This window comes from Nostoc sp. C052, from assembly GCF_013393905.1.
In the GTDB taxonomy this organism is placed as follows: domain Bacteria; phylum Cyanobacteriota; class Cyanobacteriia; order Cyanobacteriales; family Nostocaceae; genus Nostoc.
On the sequence record NZ_CP040272.1, the window covers coordinates 121,139 to 144,791 of the forward strand.

17 protein-coding genes and 1 tRNA gene are annotated in these 23,653 nt (G+C 41.2%); 9 read left to right on the forward strand and 9 right to left on the reverse strand.

Annotation, left to right across the window (positions count from 1 at the left end; genetic code table 11):
* Window positions 1-97 precede the first annotated feature (97 nt).
* From petA to FD723_RS00545, 3 genes are all read left to right on the forward strand, one after another.
* Entirely contained in the window at window positions 98-1,099 is a 1,002-nt protein-coding gene (petA, locus tag FD723_RS00535) for a cytochrome f (protein WP_179063613.1), read from the forward strand.
* A gap of 297 nt (window positions 1,100-1,396) precedes the next feature.
* Window positions 1,397-2,404: a zinc-dependent alcohol dehydrogenase family protein gene (locus FD723_RS00540; RefSeq protein WP_179063614.1), complete on the forward strand. Its 1,008-nt coding sequence runs from the start codon at window positions 1,397-1,399 to the stop codon at window positions 2,402-2,404.
* Between the two features lie 9 nt (window positions 2,405-2,413).
* On the forward strand, window positions 2,414-4,648 hold the full coding sequence (locus FD723_RS00545) for a pentapeptide repeat-containing protein (RefSeq protein ID WP_179063615.1): 2,235 nt from the start codon (window positions 2,414-2,416) through the stop codon (window positions 4,646-4,648).
* 213 nt (window positions 4,649-4,861) lie between these two features.
* On the opposite strand, the gene FD723_RS00550 is transcribed toward FD723_RS00545, so the two are convergent.
* On the reverse strand, window positions 4,862-6,637 hold the full coding sequence (locus tag FD723_RS00550; protein WP_179063616.1) for an ATP-dependent endonuclease: 1,776 nt from the start codon (window positions 6,635-6,637) through the stop codon (window positions 4,862-4,864).
* Window positions 6,638-7,237: 600 nt separating this feature from the next.
* On the opposite strand from FD723_RS00550, the gene FD723_RS00555 reads away from it, so the two are divergent.
* Complete coding sequence (locus tag FD723_RS00555) at window positions 7,238-8,830, forward strand: serine/threonine-protein kinase (protein WP_179063617.1); 1,593 nt, start codon at window positions 7,238-7,240, stop codon at window positions 8,828-8,830.
* A gap of 129 nt (window positions 8,831-8,959) precedes the next feature.
* Here FD723_RS00555 and FD723_RS00560 read toward each other — a convergent pair whose 3' ends face one another.
* The 6 genes from FD723_RS00560 to FD723_RS00585 form a co-directional block, all read right to left on the reverse strand.
* Window positions 8,960-10,138 (reverse strand): CapA family protein, encoded by a 1,179-nt coding sequence (locus FD723_RS00560; protein ID WP_179063618.1) that lies wholly within the window; start codon window positions 10,136-10,138, stop codon window positions 8,960-8,962.
* A 194-nt stretch (window positions 10,139-10,332) separates the two neighbouring features.
* Window positions 10,333-10,417 (reverse strand) — tRNA-Ser (locus FD723_RS00565).
* Window positions 10,418-10,558: 141 nt separating this feature from the next.
* A complete protein-coding gene (locus FD723_RS00570) occupies window positions 10,559-12,007 on the reverse strand; it encodes a sorbosone dehydrogenase family protein (RefSeq protein WP_179063619.1) in 1,449 nt (482 codons plus the stop codon).
* Window positions 12,008-12,069: 62 nt separating this feature from the next.
* Window positions 12,070-13,413 carry a calcium-binding protein gene (locus FD723_RS00575; protein WP_179063620.1) on the reverse strand — a complete coding sequence of 448 codons (1,344 nt, stop codon included), beginning with the start codon at window positions 13,411-13,413 and terminating at the stop codon, window positions 12,070-12,072.
* A 1,013-nt stretch (window positions 13,414-14,426) separates the two neighbouring features.
* The gene (locus FD723_RS00580) at window positions 14,427-15,233 is read right to left on the reverse strand and encodes a pentapeptide repeat-containing protein (protein WP_179063621.1); all 807 of its coding nucleotides are present in this window, start codon (window positions 15,231-15,233) and stop codon (window positions 14,427-14,429) included.
* Window positions 15,234-15,243: 10 nt separating this feature from the next.
* The gene (locus FD723_RS00585) at window positions 15,244-15,885 is read right to left on the reverse strand and encodes a hypothetical protein (protein ID WP_179063622.1); all 642 of its coding nucleotides are present in this window, start codon (window positions 15,883-15,885) and stop codon (window positions 15,244-15,246) included.
* Window positions 15,886-16,845: 960 nt separating this feature from the next.
* Here FD723_RS00585 and FD723_RS00590 point away from each other — a divergent pair.
* A complete protein-coding gene (locus tag FD723_RS00590; protein ID WP_179063623.1) occupies window positions 16,846-18,087 on the forward strand; it encodes a phosphotransferase family protein in 1,242 nt (413 codons plus the stop codon).
* Between the two features lie 99 nt (window positions 18,088-18,186).
* Window positions 18,187-19,275 (forward strand): T3SS effector HopA1 family protein, encoded by a 1,089-nt coding sequence (locus FD723_RS00595; protein ID WP_179063624.1) that lies wholly within the window; start codon window positions 18,187-18,189, stop codon window positions 19,273-19,275.
* A 240-nt stretch (window positions 19,276-19,515) separates the two neighbouring features.
* On the opposite strand, the gene xth is transcribed toward FD723_RS00595, so the two are convergent.
* Entirely contained in the window at window positions 19,516-20,298 is a 783-nt protein-coding gene (xth, locus tag FD723_RS00600) for an exodeoxyribonuclease III (protein ID WP_179063625.1), read from the reverse strand.
* Between the two features lie 456 nt (window positions 20,299-20,754).
* Here xth and FD723_RS00605 point away from each other — a divergent pair, with 456 nt between their 5' ends.
* The 3 genes from FD723_RS00605 to FD723_RS00615 all read left to right on the forward strand — a co-directional run bounded on the left by FD723_RS00605 (window position 20,755) and on the right by FD723_RS00615 (window position 23,199).
* On the forward strand, window positions 20,755-21,825 hold the full coding sequence (locus FD723_RS00605) for a glycosyltransferase family 4 protein (RefSeq protein ID WP_179063626.1): 1,071 nt from the start codon (window positions 20,755-20,757) through the stop codon (window positions 21,823-21,825).
* 57 nt (window positions 21,826-21,882) lie between these two features.
* Window positions 21,883-22,068, forward strand: a complete 186-nt coding sequence (locus FD723_RS00610; protein ID WP_179063627.1) for a hypothetical protein — start codon at window positions 21,883-21,885, stop codon at window positions 22,066-22,068.
* 108 nt (window positions 22,069-22,176) lie between these two features.
* A complete protein-coding gene (locus tag FD723_RS00615) occupies window positions 22,177-23,199 on the forward strand; it encodes a zinc-binding dehydrogenase (RefSeq protein ID WP_179068971.1) in 1,023 nt (340 codons plus the stop codon).
* On the opposite strand, the gene FD723_RS42310 is transcribed toward FD723_RS00615, so the two are convergent.
* Window positions 23,196-23,390, reverse strand: a complete 195-nt coding sequence (locus FD723_RS42310; RefSeq protein ID WP_256875004.1) for a hypothetical protein — start codon at window positions 23,388-23,390, stop codon at window positions 23,196-23,198. The genes FD723_RS00615 and FD723_RS42310 overlap by 4 nt on opposite strands.
* Window positions 23,391-23,653: the final 263 nt, after the last annotated feature.

Consider the following 23,653-nt stretch of genomic DNA (forward strand, 5'->3'; position numbering starts at 1 on the left):
ATTTTGTCCTTAGTCATTTGTCCTTTGTTCAGGGCTTAATGACTAATGACTAATGACCGATGACTAATGACTAATTCAATCGTCGCCCTTATTAGAGATGAGAAATGTTTTCATAACAGCGAGGTTAACTCGCAGTGCTAGAGCGATTGTAAAAACATTGCTCATAGCGATCGCCACTGTGACATTTTACTTCACCAGCGATTTAGCACTTCCCCAATCAGCTGCGGCCTATCCATTTTGGGCACAGCAAACCTATCCCGAAACCCCCCGCGAACCAACCGGGCGGATTGTTTGTGCCAACTGTCACCTAGCGGCCAAGCCGACAATTGTGGAAGTTCCTCAATCGGTGCTACCTGACACTGTATTCAAAGCTGTAGTGAAAATTCCTTACGATTTGAGCGCCCAGCAAGTTGGTGCTGATGGTTCCAAGGTTGGCTTGAACGTCGGTGCTGTACTGATGCTACCTGAAGGCTTTAAGATTGCTCCCGAAGACCGTATTTCCGAGGAACTTAAAGAAGAAATTGGCGACACTGCCTTCCAACCCTACAGCGAAGATAAAGAAAACGTCGTCATTGTTGGCCCTTTACCAGGTGAACAGTATCAGGAAATCATCTTCCCAGTTCTTTCTCCTAACCCCGCAACCGACAAAAACATCCACTTCGGTAAATATTCAGTTCACGTAGGTGGTAATCGGGGACGCGGACAAGTTTATCCCACTGGCGAAAAGAGCAACAACACTGTTTACAACGCTTCCGCTACTGGCACAATTACCAAGATTGCCAAAGAGGAAGATGAAGATGGTAACGTCAAATATCTAGTCAACATTCAACCTGAATCTGGTGATGTTGTCGTTGATACGATTCCTTTAGGGCCAGAATTGCTTGTTTCCGAAGGGCAAACAGTTAAGTCAGGTGATGCTTTGACCAGCAACCCGAATGTTGGTGGATTTGGTCAAATAGATGCAGAAATCGTATTGCAAGACGCATCTAGAGTCAAGTGGATGATTGCGTTTATCGCTCTTGTAATGTTGGCTCAAGTTATGCTAGTGCTGAAGAAGAAGCAGGTTGAGAAAGTTCAAGCTGCTGAGATGAATTTCTAAATTCTTGGCGAAATTATTACTTGTAGGACAGGCATCTTGCCTGTCTTTTTTTATATGTTACAGCAATTCCAAATTCAAATTTTGTACTTAGATTTTTTCAGGAATCAAATCGGCTTCCTATATGTACAGTCAAATAACCGAAATTTGTAACAAATAGTCAAGCGGTATTGTTATTAAAGTAAGTAGCGATCGCATTAATGAGTGCGATCGCAGTTTTCCCTAAAACATAGCTCTCTATCTACCCTATTGCGCTAAAGTTGCATAAGAACGTGCATCTAAAGGCAGGAGGAAAGAGTTGTGAAAGCAGTCTTGATGACAGCAGCAGGCAGTCCCGAAGTTCTGCAAATACAGGATGTACCAAACCCTGCTGTTCCTGTTGGGAATACTGAACTTTTAGTGCGTTTAGTAGCGGCTGGCATTAACCCCATTGACACTAAACTTCGTAGTCGAGGTACTTTTTACCCCGATCGCACACCGACAATTTTAGGATGTGATGGTGCGGGTATTGTCGAGGCGGTGGGTGCTGGCGTTCAGCGTTTTCGCCCAGGCGATGAGGTATATTTTTGCTATGGCGGCTTAGGCGCACACCAAGGTAATTACGCTGAATATACCGTTGTGGATGAGCGCTTTGTCGGACGTAAACCTGCGTCTATTTCCTTTGCCGAAGCAGCAGCAGCGCCTTTGGTGTTAATCACCGCCTGGGAAGCTTTATATGAACGGGGACGCTTGTCACCTGGGGAACGGGTTTTGATTCATGCGGGTGCTGGTGGTGTCGGTCATGTAGCAATTCAACTAGCGAAACTCAAAGGTGCTACTGTTTCCACTACAGTGGGTTCTGAGGAAAAAGCTAATTTCGTCAAAGAACTCGGTGCCGATCATGTAATTTTTTACAAACAAACCGATTTTGTGCAAGCGATATTAGATTGGACTGGCGGCGAAGGTGTAGACTTGGCTTTTGATACCGTAGGCGGTGAAACCTTTCACAAAACGTTCCCCGCAGTGCGAGTCTATGGCGATATTGTGACGATTCTCGAACCAGATGCCAATACTATTTGGAAAACTGCCAGACTACGCAATCTCCGCATTGGGTTAGAATTAATGTTGACACCAGCATTACTAGGATTAGAAGAGAGTCTCCAGCATCATGCAGAAATTCTCGAACAATCTGCCACTTGGATTGATGAGGGCAAGTTAAAAATCCATGTTAGCCACAAATTTCCTTTGCAAGAAGCGGCTAAGGCACACCAACTGATTGAAAGTGGGTCTGTGGCAGGTAAAATTGTTCTGCTAATTAGCAATGAATGATCGAACAATTTGCATAATTTATTTTTTAAACGCAGAGGCACGCAGAGGTTAAACGCAAAGGTACACAGAGGGTTTTCTCTGCGTACCTCTGCGCTTTACTTTGCGTTCCTTTGCGTTTTAACTCTTCTCCTCTTCCTCCCCCTACCTGCTTGGGCAGCACAACCAGAACGCACACCCTTAACTCTAGAATTATTACAAGAACGACTGCGTACCCCGACACTCCGCGAAGGCAATCTAACTATAGATTTGCAGAAGATGGTGATTGATTTGCGGCCAGAAAACGCTAGCTTTCGTGATGCTTTTTACCAATTGCTGCGAAAAGAACTAGGTGCAAAACCTCTGGGTTTAGACCTCAGTTATACTTTGGTTTTGGGCGATTTTGTGGGCAGCGATTTGGGTTTAAGAACACCATTGTATGCAAAAGCCATTGCTCCCATTTTCACTGCAACTGAACAAAAAGAACTAGAAAGTTTGCGCTTTGTTTGTCTAGAGTCACTTGCAATTTCTTTACCCAACTCTAAAGATTGTCGATCGCTCTTAGGAACAGAGTCAACCCCCGCCAGTGAAATCGCTGTCTTTCGTGGTGTCTTAACACTGGTACAAACTCGCTTCAATGGGGAAGTGAAGTTCTCTAATACATTTTTTCTTCAGTCTGTGGATGCCCAAGGTGCAACTTTTCTCCAACCCACTAATTGGACTGAAAGCAGATTCGCTCGTCCCATTAGTTTTATCAGTGCTATCTTCAAGCAACCAAGCAATTTTCAGGGCAGTATTTTTTTTGAAAAAGCTAATTTCAAAAAAATCAAATTTCAGGAATTCGCTGATTTTCAAGGTAGTATCTTTGAAAAAATTGCCAACTTCAACCAAGCAAATTTTAAACAGTTGGCTAAATTCAATAGTGTGCAGTGGCAAGGAAATGCTGATTTTTCTGATGTGGATTTTGCCAATCAAGTCCAGTTTACTAAAGCAGATTTTAATCAGTTTCTCTTTTTAACAGAAGCGACTTTTGAGCAAGCTGTCAGCTTCCGAGAAGCAGAGTTTAACCAATTGGTAAATCTGCAAGGTGCGAATATTCTTAACCAAGCAGATTTTAGCGATGCGAGGTTTGGTACAGAAGCTTGTTTAAGTGTATCTGGTTTAACTTTTAATTCCAACCAAGCAAAAATTTTAGGTAATCCTGGTGAGATTGGTAAGATGTTCTGCATCCCAACATTACAAGGTAATCAAAATATCTTGCGAAATTTGGGGCAAAACTTCCGTCAGCAACAGCAAGTTGCCGATGCTAATGAACTGGAATATACCAAACAACGACTGCGATTAATAGAGTTTGGCCGTCGTCTGACGGCTACAAATATTAATAGTGCAAGTGTCGCAAGTTTGATTAAATTAGGTTTTTCTGCTCCTCAAGCCCAAGCGATCGCCCGGCGTCGTCTGCTAAAATCCTTCCGTAACAGTAGTGAGTTACTCACCATAGCAGACATCGATTTAGAAAAATATACCCAACTGAGCGATCGCTTAATTGTTGGCGAAACCCTTTCTATCGGTGGGTGGCTACTGCTAGCTTGGAGTTGGTTAGCGTTGAGTGTATTGCTGTTATTGAGTGGCTATGGGACGAATTTTTGGTTAGTCTTTGGCGTGGGAGGATTAGCGATCGCTTATTTCGGCTTATTGTTTTGGCTGGTAGATCGCTATCGTCGGCTGCATCCCATACCAATTATTCCCACACTTTACGAAACCATTTCCATATTAGTGAGTTTTAGCGTTTTAGAATTCTTCAGCTTACTAGCAATCTTTCGCAATGCTGCACAACCTTGGCTGACATTAGGGTGTCTTTTTATAATTATTGTCCCCGTGCCAATGGCTTTATTGATCCGACTTTACCAACAAGGGCGCTATCACAATTTAATGAATGTTTCTTACTTCACAGAAGACGGCACATTTCGCCAGTTACGATTATTAATTGGGCGTTTGCCAGTGATACCAAGGAATCAGACATTTCGAGAACGATATATGCCCTTATTGTGCGATCGCCGTTGGAATTGGCTCAACTACTATGATTTTAGCCTCAACAACCTAGTTAAATTAGGATTTAATGACATTCGTCTGCGAGACGAACACTTACCAGGTATTATCTCTGCACTTGCTTGGTATCAATGGAGTTTGGGTTTAATTTACATCACCCTAGTTTTGTGGACACTTTCGCGTACAATTCCGGGGTTGAATTTGCTGATTTATCTGAAGTAATCCCTGTATCTCACACTAGGCAAGTAATCTGTTTCTATCGATCCCTAAATTCCCATCAGTTGCAGCACAATGTTAAGCTACTCTAGACAGAGAGAGATGCTATACAGTCTGTAATCTCCATAAGCTATCGCCATATTGATATTATTACACCACCTTTCAGTTTCACTGATTGGCAGAAAATACTGATTACTGAAATATAGCAATTTGCTAAAACTATTGGCTTGTTCTAAATATTTCAAGTTTTTCAATTAAATCACTCAGATCATCTGGTACTTCCTTGCGTGTGAATTCATCAATAATTTTAATGTCTGTTAAGTTTACTGAGTATAGCTTCTGAACTTCATCTCTTAAGATTCGCAGAATATGTTTACCAGAAACAATTTCCATCCTCTCATCTAAATTTTTCCACTTCGCCTCAAAACGGAGTATTGTTTCTGTTGTGATTGTGGCACTATCTTTTCCTGTATTTTTTAAGAAATCATTTCTTCTAGCGATGTATTGTGCTTGAATATTAGTTTTTTCTTGTTCAGTAATTCTCTGAAGAATTTCCTTCGCTGTTTCTTTTCTTTCTATGAACAACTGAGACCGCTTCTCACGTTCCTTGATTGCTCTTTCTAAAACTCTTTCCAAAACTGAAGGAACTAATAAATAATTTTCAATCTCTTTACGCTTGTGAATGTGGGCTAATTTCAATTGAGAGTTCAGTTCTTGATGTATCTCATTAATATTTTCATCGCAAAAATAATCACGGTCATATACTGCGACAATAGGTATGTTTGCATTTAAAGTCTTTGAAAGTCCCCAAGATAAAGCTTTAACTTTATCCCAAGAAGAAAATCCACCCGATTCAAATGGTGTTAGATCATTTCCAGATGCCAAATTTTCATATCCGAAATGACGAGAAAATCTTCTGATTAATTTATAGTCATTTATCCCTTCAATAAATATTACCTTCCTAGTTCTGGCAAGCTGAGTTAGCGTAATATTTTGTGCCGATCCAAGAGTTTCAAGTGCCTGCTGGACACCTTCTATATCTCTTAAGCGATGAGCGGAACGTCTCCGTTTATCAACTAATAAAATTTCACTCGGATCTGCTTCACCCATCATTTCTACTGAGTGTGTTGCTAATAATATATCAGCATCTAGACCTCGTAAAATTCCTAAAAGTTGTCTTTGAACATCTGGATGCAGATAGATTTCTGGCTCATCAATCACAATAATACTTGCTTCGCGCACTCGAAATAAATGAGTTAAAAGCTGACACCAAACCTGAAACCCAAATCCTGCCCAATAGATTTCTCGATCTATTCGATCCTCAGAGCAAAACATAGCTAACTTATCATCAACTACACCAATGCGTTCAGGAGGTTGTATTTTCATGCCAGTCCAAGTTCTAGAAACCAGATTAGCAAAATCATTCCAACCTTCTGGGAAGTATCTCCAATAGTTCCTAAAATGCCTTGAAGCTCTATGTGTATTTAAGGAAGATTTAACAGTATCTTCAGTAACTATGATTTCATTATGTTCAAGAGGACCAAGTACTGGCACAACTTGAACGTTAAGTGAAAACTCATCTTTAAACTTTGCAGGGGTAGAAACGATCGTTCCACGGGTTTCCCATGAAAGAAAACAGCCACCTTCGTTTGGGAAAAACAATATTAGTTTATTTTTATTAGTTAGGTTAAACTCAATTTTACTGTCTTCATTATTATAGTTAGTAGGAATATTCTCTAGTGAAACACTAATATTTTCCTCAGGAATTCGATGTCCCAATGCAAATGATCCAGACGGGATAGGAACTCTTTCTGCTTTTCTAGAACGAGCCTTTTTGAGAGCCACATCTAAAATGCGAAAGGCGCTTATTATTGTAGATTTGCCACAGTTATTTGGTCCGACAAGGATATTCATTCCTTGAAGATTAATTGAGTAATCCCTGAGCGCCTTAAAGTTAGAAAATTTTATAGAATTTATCTTTATATTATCCGACACAGCAACTTACCTAGCACAATATAAATCTTAATATCTTAATCTATGAGCAGCAGTTGCTACCAAGATTATAATATGACTTTTTCCCGTTTAGTATATTGCAGTGTCCTACTGAGTGCCACAATAGCCCTCAATTTTAATATTCTGCAATTGGGGCTTCAATTATGCGATCGTGACAAAAGGTGATTGTATTTCTTGTTTCTCTATCAGGTTAACTGACAGCAGTAATTAGCGAGAATTAATGCTGTCTGCGCCAAGCGATTTTCATAAAGACGTAAAATCGTAATCTGTGCGTAAGTCGTGTCATATTTTCTTCCCCAGTACCCAGTTACAGAGGATGCAGCCTGTTGATCAGACCTAAAAAATAGTCTTAACCGGTCATCTGCTTTAGGCTTGCCACACTCCCGCGTTATCATCTGAGAAAGATAAAACTGTTGTGATCATGGGGAGGTCTTTCTCACTTCAGGAATTTCAACAACTAAATCATCCCGTAAAATAGACAGGCAAGAACCCTGCCTTGTAAAAATATGGGAAAATTTTTGGGAAATTCCTCAAGACTCAGGAATCGCTACTTATCTGCTCACTCAGGACTCAGAACTCTTTATGTTAGCAGGCACAATTTTGCAGGATGGAAAATACACCCTAATTCAAGAAATAGGGCGTGGTGGCTTTGGCATTACGTTTAAAGCTACGCATCACTACTTGGATCAGGAGGTGGTGATGAAAACCATCAATGAACGGCTGCGACAACATCCTGATTTTGCCAAATTCGAGGGACAATTCCAGGATGAAGCCAGACGATTAGCTACATGTATCCACCCAAATATAGTCCGAGTTAGTGACTTTTTTGTGGAAGGTGGACTGCCGTACATGGTGATGGAATACATCCCTGGCGAAACCTTGGGAGACGCATTTATATTACCAGGGATAACTTTGCCAGAAGCAACAGCAATTCATTACATCCAGCAAATTGGGGCAGCGTTGCAGGTAGTACACAACAACGGTTTGTTACACCGAGATGTCAAACCAGATAACATTATCCTTCGTCAAGGAACCCAGGAAGTAATACTAATTGATTTTGGCATTGCCAGAGAATTTAATGGTGGTGTTAGACAGACTCATACAGGTTTGGTTTCTGAAGGTTATTCTCCCATCGAGCAGTACTTGACACAAGCGCCACGCACACCCGCCACGGATGTTTATGGTTTAGCAGCAACCTTGTATGCACTATTGACAGCCCAAGTTCCCATGCCAGCATTATTGCGCGATCGCGAGCAAATGCCTTCCCCCCGCGAATTGCAACCACACTTGAGTGCTGCTGTCAACCAGGCAGTAATGCGCGGTATGGCGGTGGAGTCTCGTTTTCGGCCAGCAACAGTTGCCGAGTGGCTGCAATTGCTACCTGGAAGTGGAATGAATCTGACACCGCAAGTCTTACCCACTTACGCAGTGCCAACTGTCAATTTATCTGCCCAGCAGGCAGCAACTATAATTGGGAAAACTGCCCAAAATTCTCTGCATAGACCATCAGCTTTGGGCAACTCAGGCATTGCCAAGGAAGCTGTACTGGCTAAAAAGCTGAGATCATCTCAGGTATTGATTGGTATAAGTGTAGCCCTAGTTGCTGCTACAGCAGGTTTTGGAATCACGAGTATATTACCCAAATCTCAGCAGCAGCCAACCACAAAGCCACTTTTTGAACAGCCAACCCCAGAACCAGGTGCAAAAGTACCTAACTTCGATAGTACATCCTCACCTCCGGGTGAAGAGAGAACCCAATCAGCACCCGTCTCTAATTCCAAGTCGCGCCGTCGCAATCGTCGTTCTTCCCCAGAAGAATCTTTCAGCCCCAACCCGACAGCAGAATCACAACGCGGCAATTTTGAACCTTCGCCTAGTGTTTCCCCCACACCCTCCCTAGTAGAGAAACTAAGGGCAATCCGCTCATCTCGAAAGGCTTCCCCCGCATCAGTACCACACAATAACTTACCCACTCCTAGTCAAGATTCTGCCTCCCCTCAACAGGTGAGTCCGTCAAAGCCTGTGGTTATACCAACAGCACCATCAACGGAATCCAAACAATCAGATCCTTCTGCTGTAGTAGTACCAACATTAGAAAAGCAAAATTCTCCGACTAATAGTCAACCCCAGAATGTTCAAAAGTTTGAGGAAAAGCCACAAGATGACAATAATTAGTCAATGTTAGATTTTAAATTTTGGTAAAGTAGTGCGGTAAGTCCAGACTGCGCTGACTCCTATTTAACTAATTACTTAGCTTGCTTCTCACTGGAGGCAATTATTACAAATTACGAATTAGTAATTATTTTAGGGAGAATTAAGCCTCTTTTGTACAACAACTTCCCCCTTCTGATTAATCTTCACCGGATTCTTGGGAAAAGCTTGATGATTCAAATAACGCATAAGTTTCACAGTCTCAAAACTCCGATCAATATGAGGGATTCCCTGCCGATCCATCCGAACAGGGATAATTTTACTTGATACCAAATCTCCCCCTGAATTGAGTTTGACTTCTAAAATCATTGAGTCACCTGTTTGGGCATTTGTAGATAAAGTCCGATATCCCAAAAAGTTTCCTAAAGAATAGGCAATCATTTTTCCCTTATAAATTTCCATCGCTCTTGGAACGTGAGGCCCATGTCCTAGTACTAAGTCTGCTCCTGCATCAATCATGTTTCGAGCAAACTCGATCGAATTACCTCGGTTTTCTCCATAAAAAAATTCTGTCTGATTCTTAACGTGTAGTGCCCCCGTTCCTTCGGCTCCAGCGTGCATCGATACCACTACAATTTTGGCTTTATTTTTGGCTTCTGCCACGAGTGCTTGAGCTACCCCTAAATTCTGAATAGAATTATATATTTCATAAGGAGAAAACCCAATCATTGCTACGGGAATATTTTTAGCTTCCAAATAAAGAATTTGATTTTTATGACCTAATGTTGCAATGCCCGCAGCCTCAAGATTTTTCTTTGTATCTTTGAAGCCTACTAGCCCAAAGTCCATTGCATGGTTATTCGCCATATTAAACACATTAAAACCAGCCTTAGCAAATAGCTGGGCGTATGCAGGTGGAGAGCGAAAGGCAAAGACTTGCCCTCGACTAATATCTTTAGCACTGTAGGGATAATTAGTTAGGCTACTTTCAAAATTACCAAATAAAATATCAGATCCTTGCAAGTGAGTTCTCACTGACTTTGGTAATAATTGATCTCGAAAGCGGGGTAATCTATAGTTAGGAAAATTAGTGCCAGGAATAATATCTCCAACGGCTTTGATAGTAATAGTATTTGGAAAGGTTTTTTGTTTTGTTATTGATGGCGTAAGTTCAGGAATAGCTGAAAATGCTACAGACTTGGTAGGTTTAGTAGCAGCGTTTAATCGCTGCGATTGCCCAAGCCGAATAATGACTCCTATACTAATACCTAGATATAAACAAACGCTGATACAACTAAATGAGAGTACTCGCCCCAGGCTGCGATTTACCATCGTTAACTCCTCACACGATGGCATTAGTTTAGCCCAAAAATATGTACTGGCGGTGTATATTTTAGTGTTTTTTGGGAAATATTTGACTAAGTAAATACGGAAACATAATCCCGTCTTCCACGTAAGTAATGATATATACTTACTGTCAAGGAAAAGAGCATCTATTTGTTTAATTATTTAGTAATCTTTTTGAACGGAGAGGGGGGGATTCGAACCCCCGTTGAGTTTCCCCAAAACGCATTTCGAGTGCGTCACCATGAACCGCTCGGACACCTCTCCAGATATTTATTTAGACACTTGAGTATCTATATCCAGATTCAAATGCCATAAGATAGGGAAATTCTACCAAATTCCCTATCTTAATTATAGCATTATTGCACTTTTTGCGTTAGGCAAAAGTGCAATAATTCCCAATCGGCTTTAGTTAGTTGGTATAGATATTTCCCAAATTCCTTGATTTCCACCATATTCTAGAACATAAATCTTATTGCCGATAATCTCAGCATCAACAGGATTACTAAAACCTTTGACAATACGTGTGGCGTTAAGTCTATAGTTGGTAGTTCCTATTTTAGTTAACTTTAAATGCAGCAGGTCTTGACCGGGATCTTTAAAAGGGCCTGCTATTGTTTCGCCGGTGGCGTCGCCTGGTGTCCAACCCAATACGAACCCATCTCTGTTAAATTCTGGACTCATTACTCCTTGTGTATCAAAAACTAAGCCCAAAGGAGAACGGTGTGCTGTAAAAGTGCTAAAACTTTGCCCCAGAACACTGGCATCTTTGACTCTGCCATCGAGAGGATCGCGGTAACTATCTGCGTCTGGGCCAAGATTAGGAATTGGTTCAATCAAGTTTCCAGCAGGTCGAACAGGAAAGGTTGGATCGTTACGATAGTAGCCCTTTTGGACAGCGTTAAATCTACGATCTAACAATCGGTCATTAGCAGGATTATAATTGGGAAATTGTTGTGGATTGTCTGTCCCACCAATACGCCAGGGAAAGCCATAATTACCACCCAAACGTAGCCAATTTAATTCTTCTGACATGTCGCGATCGGGGCCATTTTCTGTGCCAAATAAATCCCCATTTGGTGCAAAGGCCATATCGAAAGTATTGCGTATTCCTTCTGCAAAAATATAGCCAGCGGTCTTTAAGGTTGCTCGATTGTTTGCAAGAAAGAGATTTCTACCATTAGTAGGAAGACGGAGTATACAGGCGGTTAATCCGACTTCGCGAGTATTGGGATATAAACCATCAACAGACTGAACCTCACCATGATCGGTACGAGAACCGCTATTCACATAGATAAAGTTACCATCTGGGCTAACAATCACGCCGTTAAAGCGATGGTCATAAGCTGTTTTACTTTTGGGATAGCCTGCACTCTTAGCTAAGATTGACCAAGTACGCTGTCCTGTTACCGAATTAATTACGCCTTTAACAATAATTGCTTTAGTCTGGTTATTTACAAGGTCTGCATTGCCAACCAAATAAATTGTGCCGTTAGGGCCAAAGGCTATACCTTCAGTCTCACCTAGATTATGATTACTAGAGTTGTACACAAGTGTACTAGTAGAGGAGGCTAAATTGAGTTGATAAATCTCACCATTTCGTTTGAGATAGTAAAGGGTATTGTTTCGTGGATCTTTTACAATCCGCACAGAAGGGGAGACTGATATCGTATTGATAATATTGCGAATCCTAATATCAGAACGCAGGGCTTCAGGTGCAGCATTTACTCCAGTAGTACCATGATTTAATAGAACTATTGTAAATAACAGCGTTTTAGCAGCGAAAAAGCACTGTTTTAGAGCAAACTTCCCGATAAATCTGCGTTGAACTTGGTTGGATGATTTAGTGTTATTCATGATTTTCTTCATAAAAAATTACCCGGACATAATAAAAATCTGCCCTGAAGTTGACAACGCTCTTATGCCAAACTGACTCCTAGCGTATAAGGAGTAGAGCTGCTGTCACTAGAGCCGGAGAAAGTTCCGCCATCTTCAGGAAAGAACGCATATTTACTCACTGAAATGGAGTATGTACCTGCACCTAATGAAGCGGTGATTAATGATCCAAAGTCGGGGCCACTATCGTCGTCACTTTGCAGTAAAGTCCCAGCATTGTTAAACAGTCCGATAACTGTATCATCGGTTGTCACTGCGCTGATGGTGACAGTTTTTGGATTTGCTAGAGAAAATGTAAAAAAGTCGAAATCGGGATTATCCCCCGGTTGAACTGTTACTAGCTCACCGGCGAGATTAATGTTTGAGCCTGATGATAAAGAACCCAAACCTTCGGCTCTAGCAAGTGTATTGTTTGTAGCTTGTCCAGCATTTTCCCGCTCATAGAAAAGGAAGTCGTCACTATCAAGTCTAAGGTTCACTACGCCCTGCACAATACCGATAATCTCATCTGGCTCTGTTCCAGGTTTATCTAAGAATATTTGTGTGTTGGCTCCAACAGTTTGTAGGCGGTAGTCCTTTGGGGAGCCTTTGAGTTCTATTCGATCTTCAGTACGGTTGAAGTCAGTAATAGTAGCCAAGTCCCCAAAACCAGCATTTGCAGTGTTGTTATCGTCGTAGTAGACATTTTTAGCGTCACCAAGGACAAATATATCTAGCCCAACGCCGCCAGTTAAGGTATCAGTTTCCCCTAATCCAGTTGGAAGAAGACTACCGGGAAAAACACCGATGAGAATATCGTTTCCAGACCCACCATTGAGTATGTCATTGCCGGGCCCGCCTTGTAGGCTATCATTGCCGTCCTCACCATTGAGGATATCATTGCCCAAATTACCGTCTAGGGTGTCATCGCCTGCTCTTGCATTCAGAGTGTTGTTAGCACTATTCCCAAAAAGGAAGTTGTTAAGAATGTTACCTGTTCCGTTGATGGCGGTAGTTCCCGTCAACCTCAGGTTCTCCAAATTGGCGGCTAGTGTGTAGGTGACTGAAGAGCGGACGGTATCTATGCCTGAATTTGCAGCTTCCGTAATGATATCAAGAGCAGTATCAATGATGTAAGTGTCGTCGCCTACTCCCCCATTTAAGCTGTCAGTACCCAAGCCACCATCAAGTGTGTCATTGCCAAGACCACCGATTAAACTGTCGTTTCCCGTCCCACCAAACAGATTATCATTACCATCTGCACCGTTGAGGATGTCGTTACCAGAAGAACTATTGGTATTACCCCCATTAGCCCAGCCATATATTGTATCATCTCCCGAAGTCCCATTTCTGGTGTCAGGATTTGTAGTGCCGTAAATAACTGCCATATTTATTATTATTCCTAAATATCTAACTAATGCCTAAGTTTGGCCTAAGTAAAAGAACTCTTTCTAAGTTCAATGTTGATTAATTAAAACTGTAAATTTCAATACAGATGAACTGAGTAAGTTAATTAATACGATTTAAAAAAATATTAATTATTGATTTGGTTATTCGATTAAACAAATGGTTAAGTAACTAGTACAAGAAGGCAAAAGTAAAAAGAAAGAATGCTTATTTTGTAAGCTTTCTGGCTATTTTAAATGGGTGGTTTATTTACGCCGTGTTGTACTAGGTCAAAATTCATTTGTATTTTTTTGGTTATTTTTTCGCAATCTTTATTAATTTCGGGTGTCTTTATTTACTTATCATGAGCGAAAGGTCACGTCAACTTATTTACCAAATCTTTAAGATGTAACTCGTGTAGCTTATAATACACGGCAAAGATGTGAATGAACTTTAATTAAGTATTTTTTCAAATCTACTGTTTTTTTTGCTAAAGGTTGCGAGATTTTTCAGCTTAATGCATATTATCGTTAAGTTAGGTTTCAATATCATTTTCTTTTTGCAAAAACAATACTTTTCTATTAAAGAAATGCCTTCTCAAATACATAAGTTAAATTGATAGATTATCTAGAGCATTTTTGAGTTTAATAACACTTAAGCTTTATATAAATTTTATATGCCAATACGGTTCAGTTAGCTATAAAAACCTTAAGCTACTTAGGTTGGGTTGAGGTTTTCGAGACGCGATAAATCGCCGTCTCTACAAGTTTTTTGGGCTTATCTGAACTGTATTGGAGTAACGCATTGCCTCAACCCAGCCTAAGATTATTCACAGACTAATATTGCAAGGCAGAAGTCAAAAGAATTGTATTCCAAGCTCTTTTGCATAACTAGGGCGGGCAAGATTCCCACCCCACAAGAGTTTTAATGCCAGGTAATATGCAAGTTAAATGTCCAACAGCTTAGTCTAAATTTCCAAAAATGAATCTAAACGTCAATTACTTTTTCTTGTAAACTAATTGTGCTTTGAAGCGTCAGGCATAATTGCTTCCTGAAGATTGACGCTGCTGAGGTTAGCTCCCCTAAGGTCGGCGCCTCTGAGGTTAGCTTCTCTAAGATTCGCTCCTGCCAAATTCGCACCTCTGAGGTTAGTCCAACTCAAGTTAGCTTGACTCAAGTTAGCTTCACTGAGGTTAGCCCGCAATAGGTAGGCACCAGTTAGGTGAGCCTTGTTCAAATTAGCTTTGTAAAGGTCAGCTTTGTAAAGATAAGCTCCCAACATTTCTGCTTCGTACAAACTTGCTTCGCTAAGGTCAGCGTCAATCAAGTTAGCTTCAATAAGGTTGGCAAAGGAGAGGTTAGTCCGAATTAGCTTCGCTGCACCTAAATCGGCATCTCTCAAGTTAGCGCCTCTTAAATCAGTGCCAATAAGATTAGCAGATGCGATCGCAGCGCCTCTAAGATCAACCCCACTCAAGTCTGCTCCAATCAGATTAGCATGACTTAAATCTGCATATCTGAGTATAGCACCACTTAAATTAGCAACACTGAAGTTAGCCGCACTCAGGTTCGCTTCATTCAAAAAGGCTTTGTAGAGGTTGGCACTACTGAGGTCAGCACCACTGAGGTTTGCCCGCACGAGTAAAGCATTACCCAAATCTACCCGCCTCAAGTTTACTCCCTGGAGGTTTGCGCCTCTGAGGTTATCGCCTTGCAGATTTGCGGCGCTGAGGTCTGGTTCAATTTGGGGGTTTTTCTTTCTCCACTCAATCCATGTAACTGCACCTGCTTTGAGTAAAGTTAGATGCTCTCGATTTGCCATTTTCTCTCTTTTACTCCTGACGCCCACCCAAAGAATTTACCCGACCAGCGACACTTTCAATAGCCGTTAACGCTCCTGCCGCACCTGCTAGAATATCTTGTTCTTGTCCACCTAAGTAAAGCCGTCCAAAACTACCTACAGCTTGAACTTCAAGAATGTTAATCCTTGCTGCTTTCTCTGCTTCATTGGCAGCCAGTGCGGCATAAGCAGCAGGTTCCACTTCTAATACATATAGTGTTTGTCCTGCTAGTAGCATCTGTCCCCGACGCGTGCGATTAATCAGTTGTGTTTGATAAGCATCGATGTTGCGGATAATCTGACTAGAAATAACACGTGGTTTGAGACATTCCTCTCTTTGGACTCCCAAGAACGCCAAAATTGCTTGACCAGCAGCTCGCGTTTCGCCTTGGGAGCTAGAATGAACTTCCAATAGTCCGTATAGTCGTTCAACTACCTGTACTCCTGGACGGACAGAGGCAGATTTCAGGGCTATATCTGTAATCTTATTAATTTCGATACCAGGAGAGATTTCAATCCACAGTGATGTATCTCCTGGTAATGGTAAGAAGCCTTGGGCTACTGTTCCCATATATGCTGCATGTTGAGGTTGCAGGTTGTCGAGAAATACGAAACTGCGTAATTCTATGCCCAAGATTTTGCTCTCCAGTCGTGAGGGTAAAAGTTATCTATATGCAGGATATAAACGCCTAACTTGACAATATAGGGTATAAAAGAGCGCAAAATCCGTTAAACGGATCTACACCCGTGTGTCAAATTGCAATTATAAGAGCCAATGCTTGTTTAGAAGACCATCGTCGTCATGGGATAAAATCTACTTTGATCGGACGACATAATTTTTGTTGAACACTGCTGCTTTGTAAACACCTTAACCCTTTTAGATTACCCCAGTTTTACCCCAAATATTTCTGCAACATCTCCCAACCAGAACCGCAAGGATTTATTTCGAGATCCGTAGCGTATATTAGAGTTTCAACCTTGACAATAGTGCAGTTACATAAGAAGCACTCATGTAGCCTTTGTTTGCGATCGCCAATAGTCATCTACAATTTATAGGTGACGAAAATAACGTGATAACAAGGCTTTCAGGCATAAATTATGAAAATTAAATCAAAAAATAATTACTAATTACCGAAAAACTCCGGTTTTTTTGGCTTCGTGATGATAAATAAAAGTAATAGCATTGAATGTCATGCTTCTTACCGCGAAGGATTATTGAAATTCTTCACTGCTTTCAGGATGACTATTGAACATCAGTTTTTTGCTGGGGATGCTTCTTTGCCACACAAAAAGGAGATGGGGCTACATTAAAAAGCTCTACCACGAAACTTACTTTAGATGTATCTAAGTAACTATGCTGATAAAGTGTAAAGATGTGACGGTATCTTGGAGCAAATTTTAAAGGAATTGCAAAGAACTTGGTGCCATTTTGGCAGGTTTCTCTCCCAAATATGGGATATTAGTAGATTGTACAAATCTTTATTTTTATTCACATCTGCCTTCTTGCACTAATTCCTATCTACTGAAAACTGTTAAGACCAAGCAAATTTGACACAGATAAGTTTAAGTAATTTAACGAAGTAGGAAGTAATACATGGTATTATCACTGTCTTCTCATAACGTTATCCAGTATCTACAAGACGCGGGTCTGTGTAGCTCAGAAGATGACGTATCAGATAAATCTGAGTTGCCAGGAAGTAGTAAGAACAATTTCAATATACTGGTGACTTTAGCAGATAATCGCCAGTTGCTACTGAAACAAAAACGTAACGTTAACAACAATGACGCCGCGCCTCATGAATTGTTTCAGGAGTGGCTATTTCACCAATTGCTCCAACAGTTTCCAGTTTTAGGTAACACTTCAGCAATCGCGCCATTGGTAGTGCATTTTGACGAAGAAAATTCTATTCTTGTCCGCAGTTACCTGAGTGAATATGTGGGACTTGCGACATTATACCACAACAATGAGATTTTTCCCCAAGAAATTGCTTCTGCCATCGGCACTACTTTAGCGGGACTGCATCGCGCCACCTACAACCGCCGAGAATATCAGAATTTTATGGCAACTGCTCCTCAAGGAGAGTTTCGCTATGGCTTTTACAATCCGGCGCAAGGGTTAGGGTCAATGGGGCCGGAGATTTTTGGGAGTGTTCCCACAGATGCACTGAAATTCTATGTTCTCTATCAACAGTACGAGAGTTTGGAATCTGCGATCGCTGATTTGGCATATAGCTGGAATCCTTCCTGTTTGACTCACAACGACCTGAAATTGAACAATATTTTAGTTCATTCCAGGTGGGAACAACTAGACAATTGCCTAGTACGATTAATTGATTGGGAAGCTTGTTCTTGGGGAGACCCAGCCTTTGATTTAGGAACTTTACTAGCAAGCTACTTAAGAATTTGGCTCAAGAGTCTGGTAGTAGACCCCACCATTGAATTAGAAGAATCTCTACATTTGGCGTTGACACCGTTAGAGATTTTACAACCTTCACTGATTGCCCTAATTAGAGCTTATGTGAATGCTTTTCCGATGATTTTGGAATACCGCAGTGACTTTATTTTGCGTGTTATCCAGTTTGCGGGGCTGGCACTGATTCATCAAATTCAGGATACGATTACGTGCCATAAATACTTTAATAATGCTGAACTTTGTATGCTGCAAGTAGCAAAAAGTTTACTTACAATGCCAGAGCAAGCGATACTAACTATTTTCGGGATATCAGAGTCAGAAATTCTGAATCCTGTGGCAAAAATCCATAAATTTCCTCAGCCTGTAAGGGAACAGCAGTTACTTCGGATTTATTACGAAAAAACTCGGCTACGTGGTTGTTAGTAATAGGTAGCAGAACAATTTAAAAAGAACACACAATTCTGAATTCTGTATTCTGACTCCTAAATTCTATTTCGTTAAAGTTTGATTTCTGAATGGATAATGCTAAATTCTTCTATCAATCAATCGCTAAATCCTCTATTTGATATTGCTCAGAATATCCAGATTGAGTCTAATTTTTGTATTTACCATCCCAATTATCAGCCCTTTGCTCTGCCGACTAAAATAGCCGATAGATTTCAGCAAAATTCCGTAGATTTACAACAGAAGTATCTCTCTTTATTGCTACGAAATTTTCTCTATGGCATCTATTACAATGGCTCCCTACAAAGTACTTTAGCCGTCAATACTGATAGTATTAATTACCCACCAAAGCATAATTTAGCAGACAATTCCATTTTGGAGATTGATTGGGATTTTTATGAGCAACTGCACGCCAGTAATCACGGCATAGGTTACTTTGACCCTCAATGGCAGGTGTTGCGAAAAGAACCTGATGGAACTATGGCGGTGACTAAAGGCGGTTTAACACTTTATGTTGAGCCAGATTGCCATTTAAAATTCAGTAAAAAATCTACCAAAGTGGGTGGCATGGTAGCAATCTGGATGCCCAAAAATCGACTGCAAAATGGCTGTTACTTGGCAGTTAGCAATGTTGGACAGGAACGGCAAAGTAATCCAGATGCCGATTTAGGAGCAGGGCGAATCTACTTTAACTTTACGCCATCTGGTGCGATCGCTCTCATGGAAAGCTTGACACTGCAATTAAACGCAGCCTCGATTCCCTTTAGCTTTCAGGTTCTCCACAACCCTTCTGCATACGGACGCTATGATTCGGGGCTACTTTACTTTGAAATCCCCGACTATCCAGCAATCCGCACAATCCTTCAGGCTGTTTATATAGAAAATCAATCCCATTTCCAGCCCGAAATTCCTTTGTTTACCAAATTTTTAGCCCCAGGGTTAGGTTTAGCCGAAGAACCAACTCAAAAATTTGCAGCACAAGAAAGTTTTGGAATGAACCGTTGCCAAATTGTTGCAAATGCTTTGTTGGAAGCTTGGCAAAAAGGCAAAAATGCAATGGAGGAACGGATGAGGGTTATTGACCAACACTTTGCACGGCATCTAATAGATTTGCAGCGTCCTTATCTCAATCCCAATTCTGAGGATATATATAAGCCCTTAAATTGATGGGGATTGGTTTGACTTCACCAATCTGTTTGCCTCGTTCCCAGTCTCCGACTGGGAATGCTTGTCTTTGAGGCTCCGCCTCTCGAACTCGCGGCAGAGCCGCTTTTGAGTTGCATTTCCAGCCGGAGACTGGAAACGAGGTTTTAAAGGAGTTTCAGCTTAAGTTGACACCAATTAGCATTACTGTGCCCTATTGTCTATTCCATCCAAACGAGAACCGCTACAGTCCCCAATCCCCATTCAAAATTCCACAATTACCGGCACATGGTCGCTAGGTTGAGTTAACTTTCTTGGCGCGACATCAATAATGCAACTTTTAGCGCGTTCATATAGCACAGGTGTCAGATATTGATGGTCAATTCGCCAACCTAAGTTACGACGAAAAGCGGCAGAGCGATAATCCCACCAACTATAATTTCCGCCTTCTGTGTTGAATTTGCGAAAAGCATCGGCAAATCCCAGCTTCAAAATGTCCCGTAAAGCTTGACGCTCTGTTTCTGTTGCCATGATGTGATTTTCTGTACTCACTTGCTCGTGAATATCTTTGTCTTCTAAAGCAATGTTGAAGTCGCCGCACACACAAATTGCAGATTCGGACAACACCAGCAATCTTAAATACTCGTGTAGGGCTGTCAACCAGCGTAGTTTGTATTCATATTTCTCGGTTCCTACCGCTGCACCATTGGGAACATATAAGTTCACAACCCGAACACCATCAATTACACCTGTAATCACGCGCTTTTGCTCGTCCCATTCATGGTGTAAATCTGGCAAAATCGCCCGAAATCCGCTACTGACATCTACAAGTGGCTGGCGGCTAATCAGGGCTACGCCGTTATAAGATTTTTGTCCTGATATATAAAGGTTATAGCCTAACTCCTCAAAAGGCGATCGCGGAAATTCAGCTTCCACAACTTTAGTTTCTTGCAAGCAGAGAACATCAACAGGATTCAGGGTTAACCAATCGATAACCTGTTCAAGGCGAGTGCGAATTGAGTTGACGTTCCAAGTAGCGATTTTCATTAGTTAATTATCAGAATTTTTGTAAATTACTAATTACAAATTATGTAATTATTGTACAATTACTTAATATTTATAATTTTTCTTCCTTTTACCAATTACCTTTAAACGAAGCTTTAATAATTTGATCCCACTGAATATTTTAGTATTTTCCGCTACAAAATATTCAATTTTGTAAGTTCCGCTACAAAATATTCTACCTCATTATGATCCCCAGGACAGATGCAACAAGTAATAGATTAGTTATAGGTTAGAAGTGTAGGTCAGAGTTGACTTTTGCCGATAGCCCATTAGATTTGACGGAAGTAAATGTGCGGTGCGATTAACCTTTATTGGGCTTTTGTTAGCCTTTTAGGTTAATTTAAATGTCAAAAGGGTAAGTAGAAATGCTCTTGCCTCATAAAATAATGATGTAGCTCATTATTGAGGACAATTTCATAGACTGAACCAAAAAAACTTATGAAAATCGCTCAAGTTGCCCCCTTATGGGAAAGGGTTCCACCTCCTAATTATGGAGGAATAGAACTGGTAGTGAGTCGCTTAACTGATGAACTTGTTCGTCGTGGTCATGAGGTAACTTTATTTGCCTCTGGCGATTCTCAAACTTTGGCTCATTTAGAAGCAGTTTATCCACGTGCATTACGCTTAGACCCAAATGTGAAAGAGTATGCAGTGTACGAAATGCTAGAACTAAGCCAAGTTTACCAACATGCTGCCCAATTCGATATTATCCATTCTCATGTAGGGATTTCGGCATTACCTTTAGCGAGTTTGATAACAACAACTTCTACAGTCCACACCCTGCACAATAATTTTACAACTGACAACCGTCACGCATTTAGCTACCACCAAAAGCAACCTTATATCAGCATTAGTAACTCGCAGCGTCAAATCGATCTCAATTATGTTGCCACAGTTTATAACGGAATTGAACTAACAGATTACCCATTCGTAGCCCAACCGTCAGAACCTCAATATTTGGCATTTTTAGGGCGTTTTTCGCCAGAGAAAGGGCCGCAACATGCGATCGCCATTGCTAAACAAAGTGGTTGGCGCTTGAAGATGGCAGGAAAGGTTGATGCAGTACACTCGGAGTTTTTTGAACAAGAAATTGCTCCCCATATAGATGGTCAGCAAATCGAATATCTCGGCGAAATTAACCACGCCGAAAAAACTGAACTTCTGGGCAATGCTGCTGTCACTCTTTTCCCCATCAACTGGCAAGAACCTTTTGGTTTAGTAATGATTGAATCAATGGCAACTGGTACACCAGTTATTGCGATGAATTTAGGTTCGGTACCTGAAGTTATTGCCCACGGTAAAACAGGTTTTATCTGCAATAACTACGCAGAAATGGCCGCAATGATTCCACCAGCTTTGGAACTCAATCGTCAAACCTGTCGAAAATATGTGGAAAATAACTTTAGCGTTAGCCAAATGGTTAACGGATATGAAGCTGTTTACAGACAAATTATTAAAGACCGCATAGAATCGAATGGTCGCATTCATGCTACCAAAATCCACTTTTAATCAACTGCTTTTTTTTGCTGAGTTTAAACAACAAATTTTTTTAAGGAGGATATTGGTATGAGTACGAGAGCCAACACCTGCCCATGCTGCGGTGGTTCCCTCCTGCGTCATGCCCGTCATGGTGAACTATATTGGTTTTGCCTGTCGTGCCGGCAAGAAGTACCGCTATTAAATGCTATTCGCTTACCTAATGTGGATACCCGGAACACCGGAGTAGTTCCCCAGCCAGCTGTGAATACTTAGTTTTTCAAAATATAAAACTTGCTAAAAATCAATACTGATTTAGTTTAGACCTATCAACTAACTTCAACTGGTAAAATCGGATGAAGCTAATTGATAGGTTTTAAAGTTTTGTTAGCAGCATTACTTCATGGTCAAGAAGATTTACGCCTAGAGCAAGTTCCTGACCCCACTCCGGCGGCTGGGGAAGTTGTAATCCAAGTAGAGGCAGCAACAACTTGTGGTACAGATTTGAAAGTCTGGCGGCGTGGTGGTCATGCCAAAATGCTCATACCGCCGACGCTGTTTGGTCATGAAGGTGCTGGGCGAATTGTTGCTTTAGGTGCTGGGGTGACAAATTGGCAAGTAGGCGATCGCATTGTCGCCAACAATTCTGCTCCATGCACAAGATGCTTTTTTTGTCAACGACAAGAATATTCCTTATGTCCAAATTTGACATGGAATAATGGTACATTTGCCCAATACTTGAAAATCCCCGCACCGATAGTAGAGCATAATTTTTTGCACATTCCTGATGATTTGCCGTGGGAATTGGCAGCGATGACGGAACCTTTAGCTTGTGTGTTGCATGGTGTAGCGCGTTCTCATATTAAACCCAAAGATAAAGTAGTCGTCTTGGGAGATGGGGCGATCGGGTTGATGTTTGTGGCGGCGTTGAGTGAGAAAGCTGAGGTTTTGCTGTGGGGAGGTAATAACCACAGATTAGAAATTGGTCAGAAATTGGGTGCAGCCCAGACCTTTAATTATCATCAAATCCCGGATATTCCCAGTGTGGTGAAAGAACTTACCCAAGGATGGGGCGCAGATGTAGTCATTGAAGCCACTGGTGTACCAAGTGTTTGGGAAACTGCGATCGCCTGCGCCCGTCCTGGTGCAACAGTCAATTTATTCGGTGGATGTCCACGGGATACTAGTATTACCGTTAGTACAGAACAGCTACACTATAGCGAACTTACCATCAAAGGCGTGTTTCATAATACACCAAAGTATGTGCGATCAGCTTTAGCACTGATAGCTAGTCGAAAAATTCCCTTTGAGTTACTTATTAGCGAACAGCGGCCATTAAAAGATTTAGAACAAGTGTTTTATGAGATGAAGGCGCGTAAAGTAATTAAAGTAGCAATGATTCCTTAATTTTTCGCGGGATATAGCAGATGATCTGGATCTAGCCAAACAATGTAGAAAATCTCGTTAATAAAGAACCCATGAACCCTACCATGTTCATTTGAGGAGATAGAAAACTGATATGGTATATCAACCAATTGTTCTTCATTTGGCAAACCAAATGCCCTTTCGCTGGTATCTTCCCACTTGATGGGAGACATCTGAGAGTACTGCTATGATTCACTAACAACTCTTGAGCCGTTAGGCTAGATAGAGCTTTTAACCGATCAAGCAAGGTCATCCAGTAGATTACTTCTTTTTGGCTACAAGAAAACTTGCTGTTACTGTCCTGATAATATTTAAACGAAAAGCTGATGCCTTGAGGTGGCTTCAGCTTTGTTGGTTTAATACCTGATGTGCCGTCTTTGGCCACCTCAGTCTTCTTAATCCTTTTCTTCGGCACGAGATCCGTAGTACTCCTTCA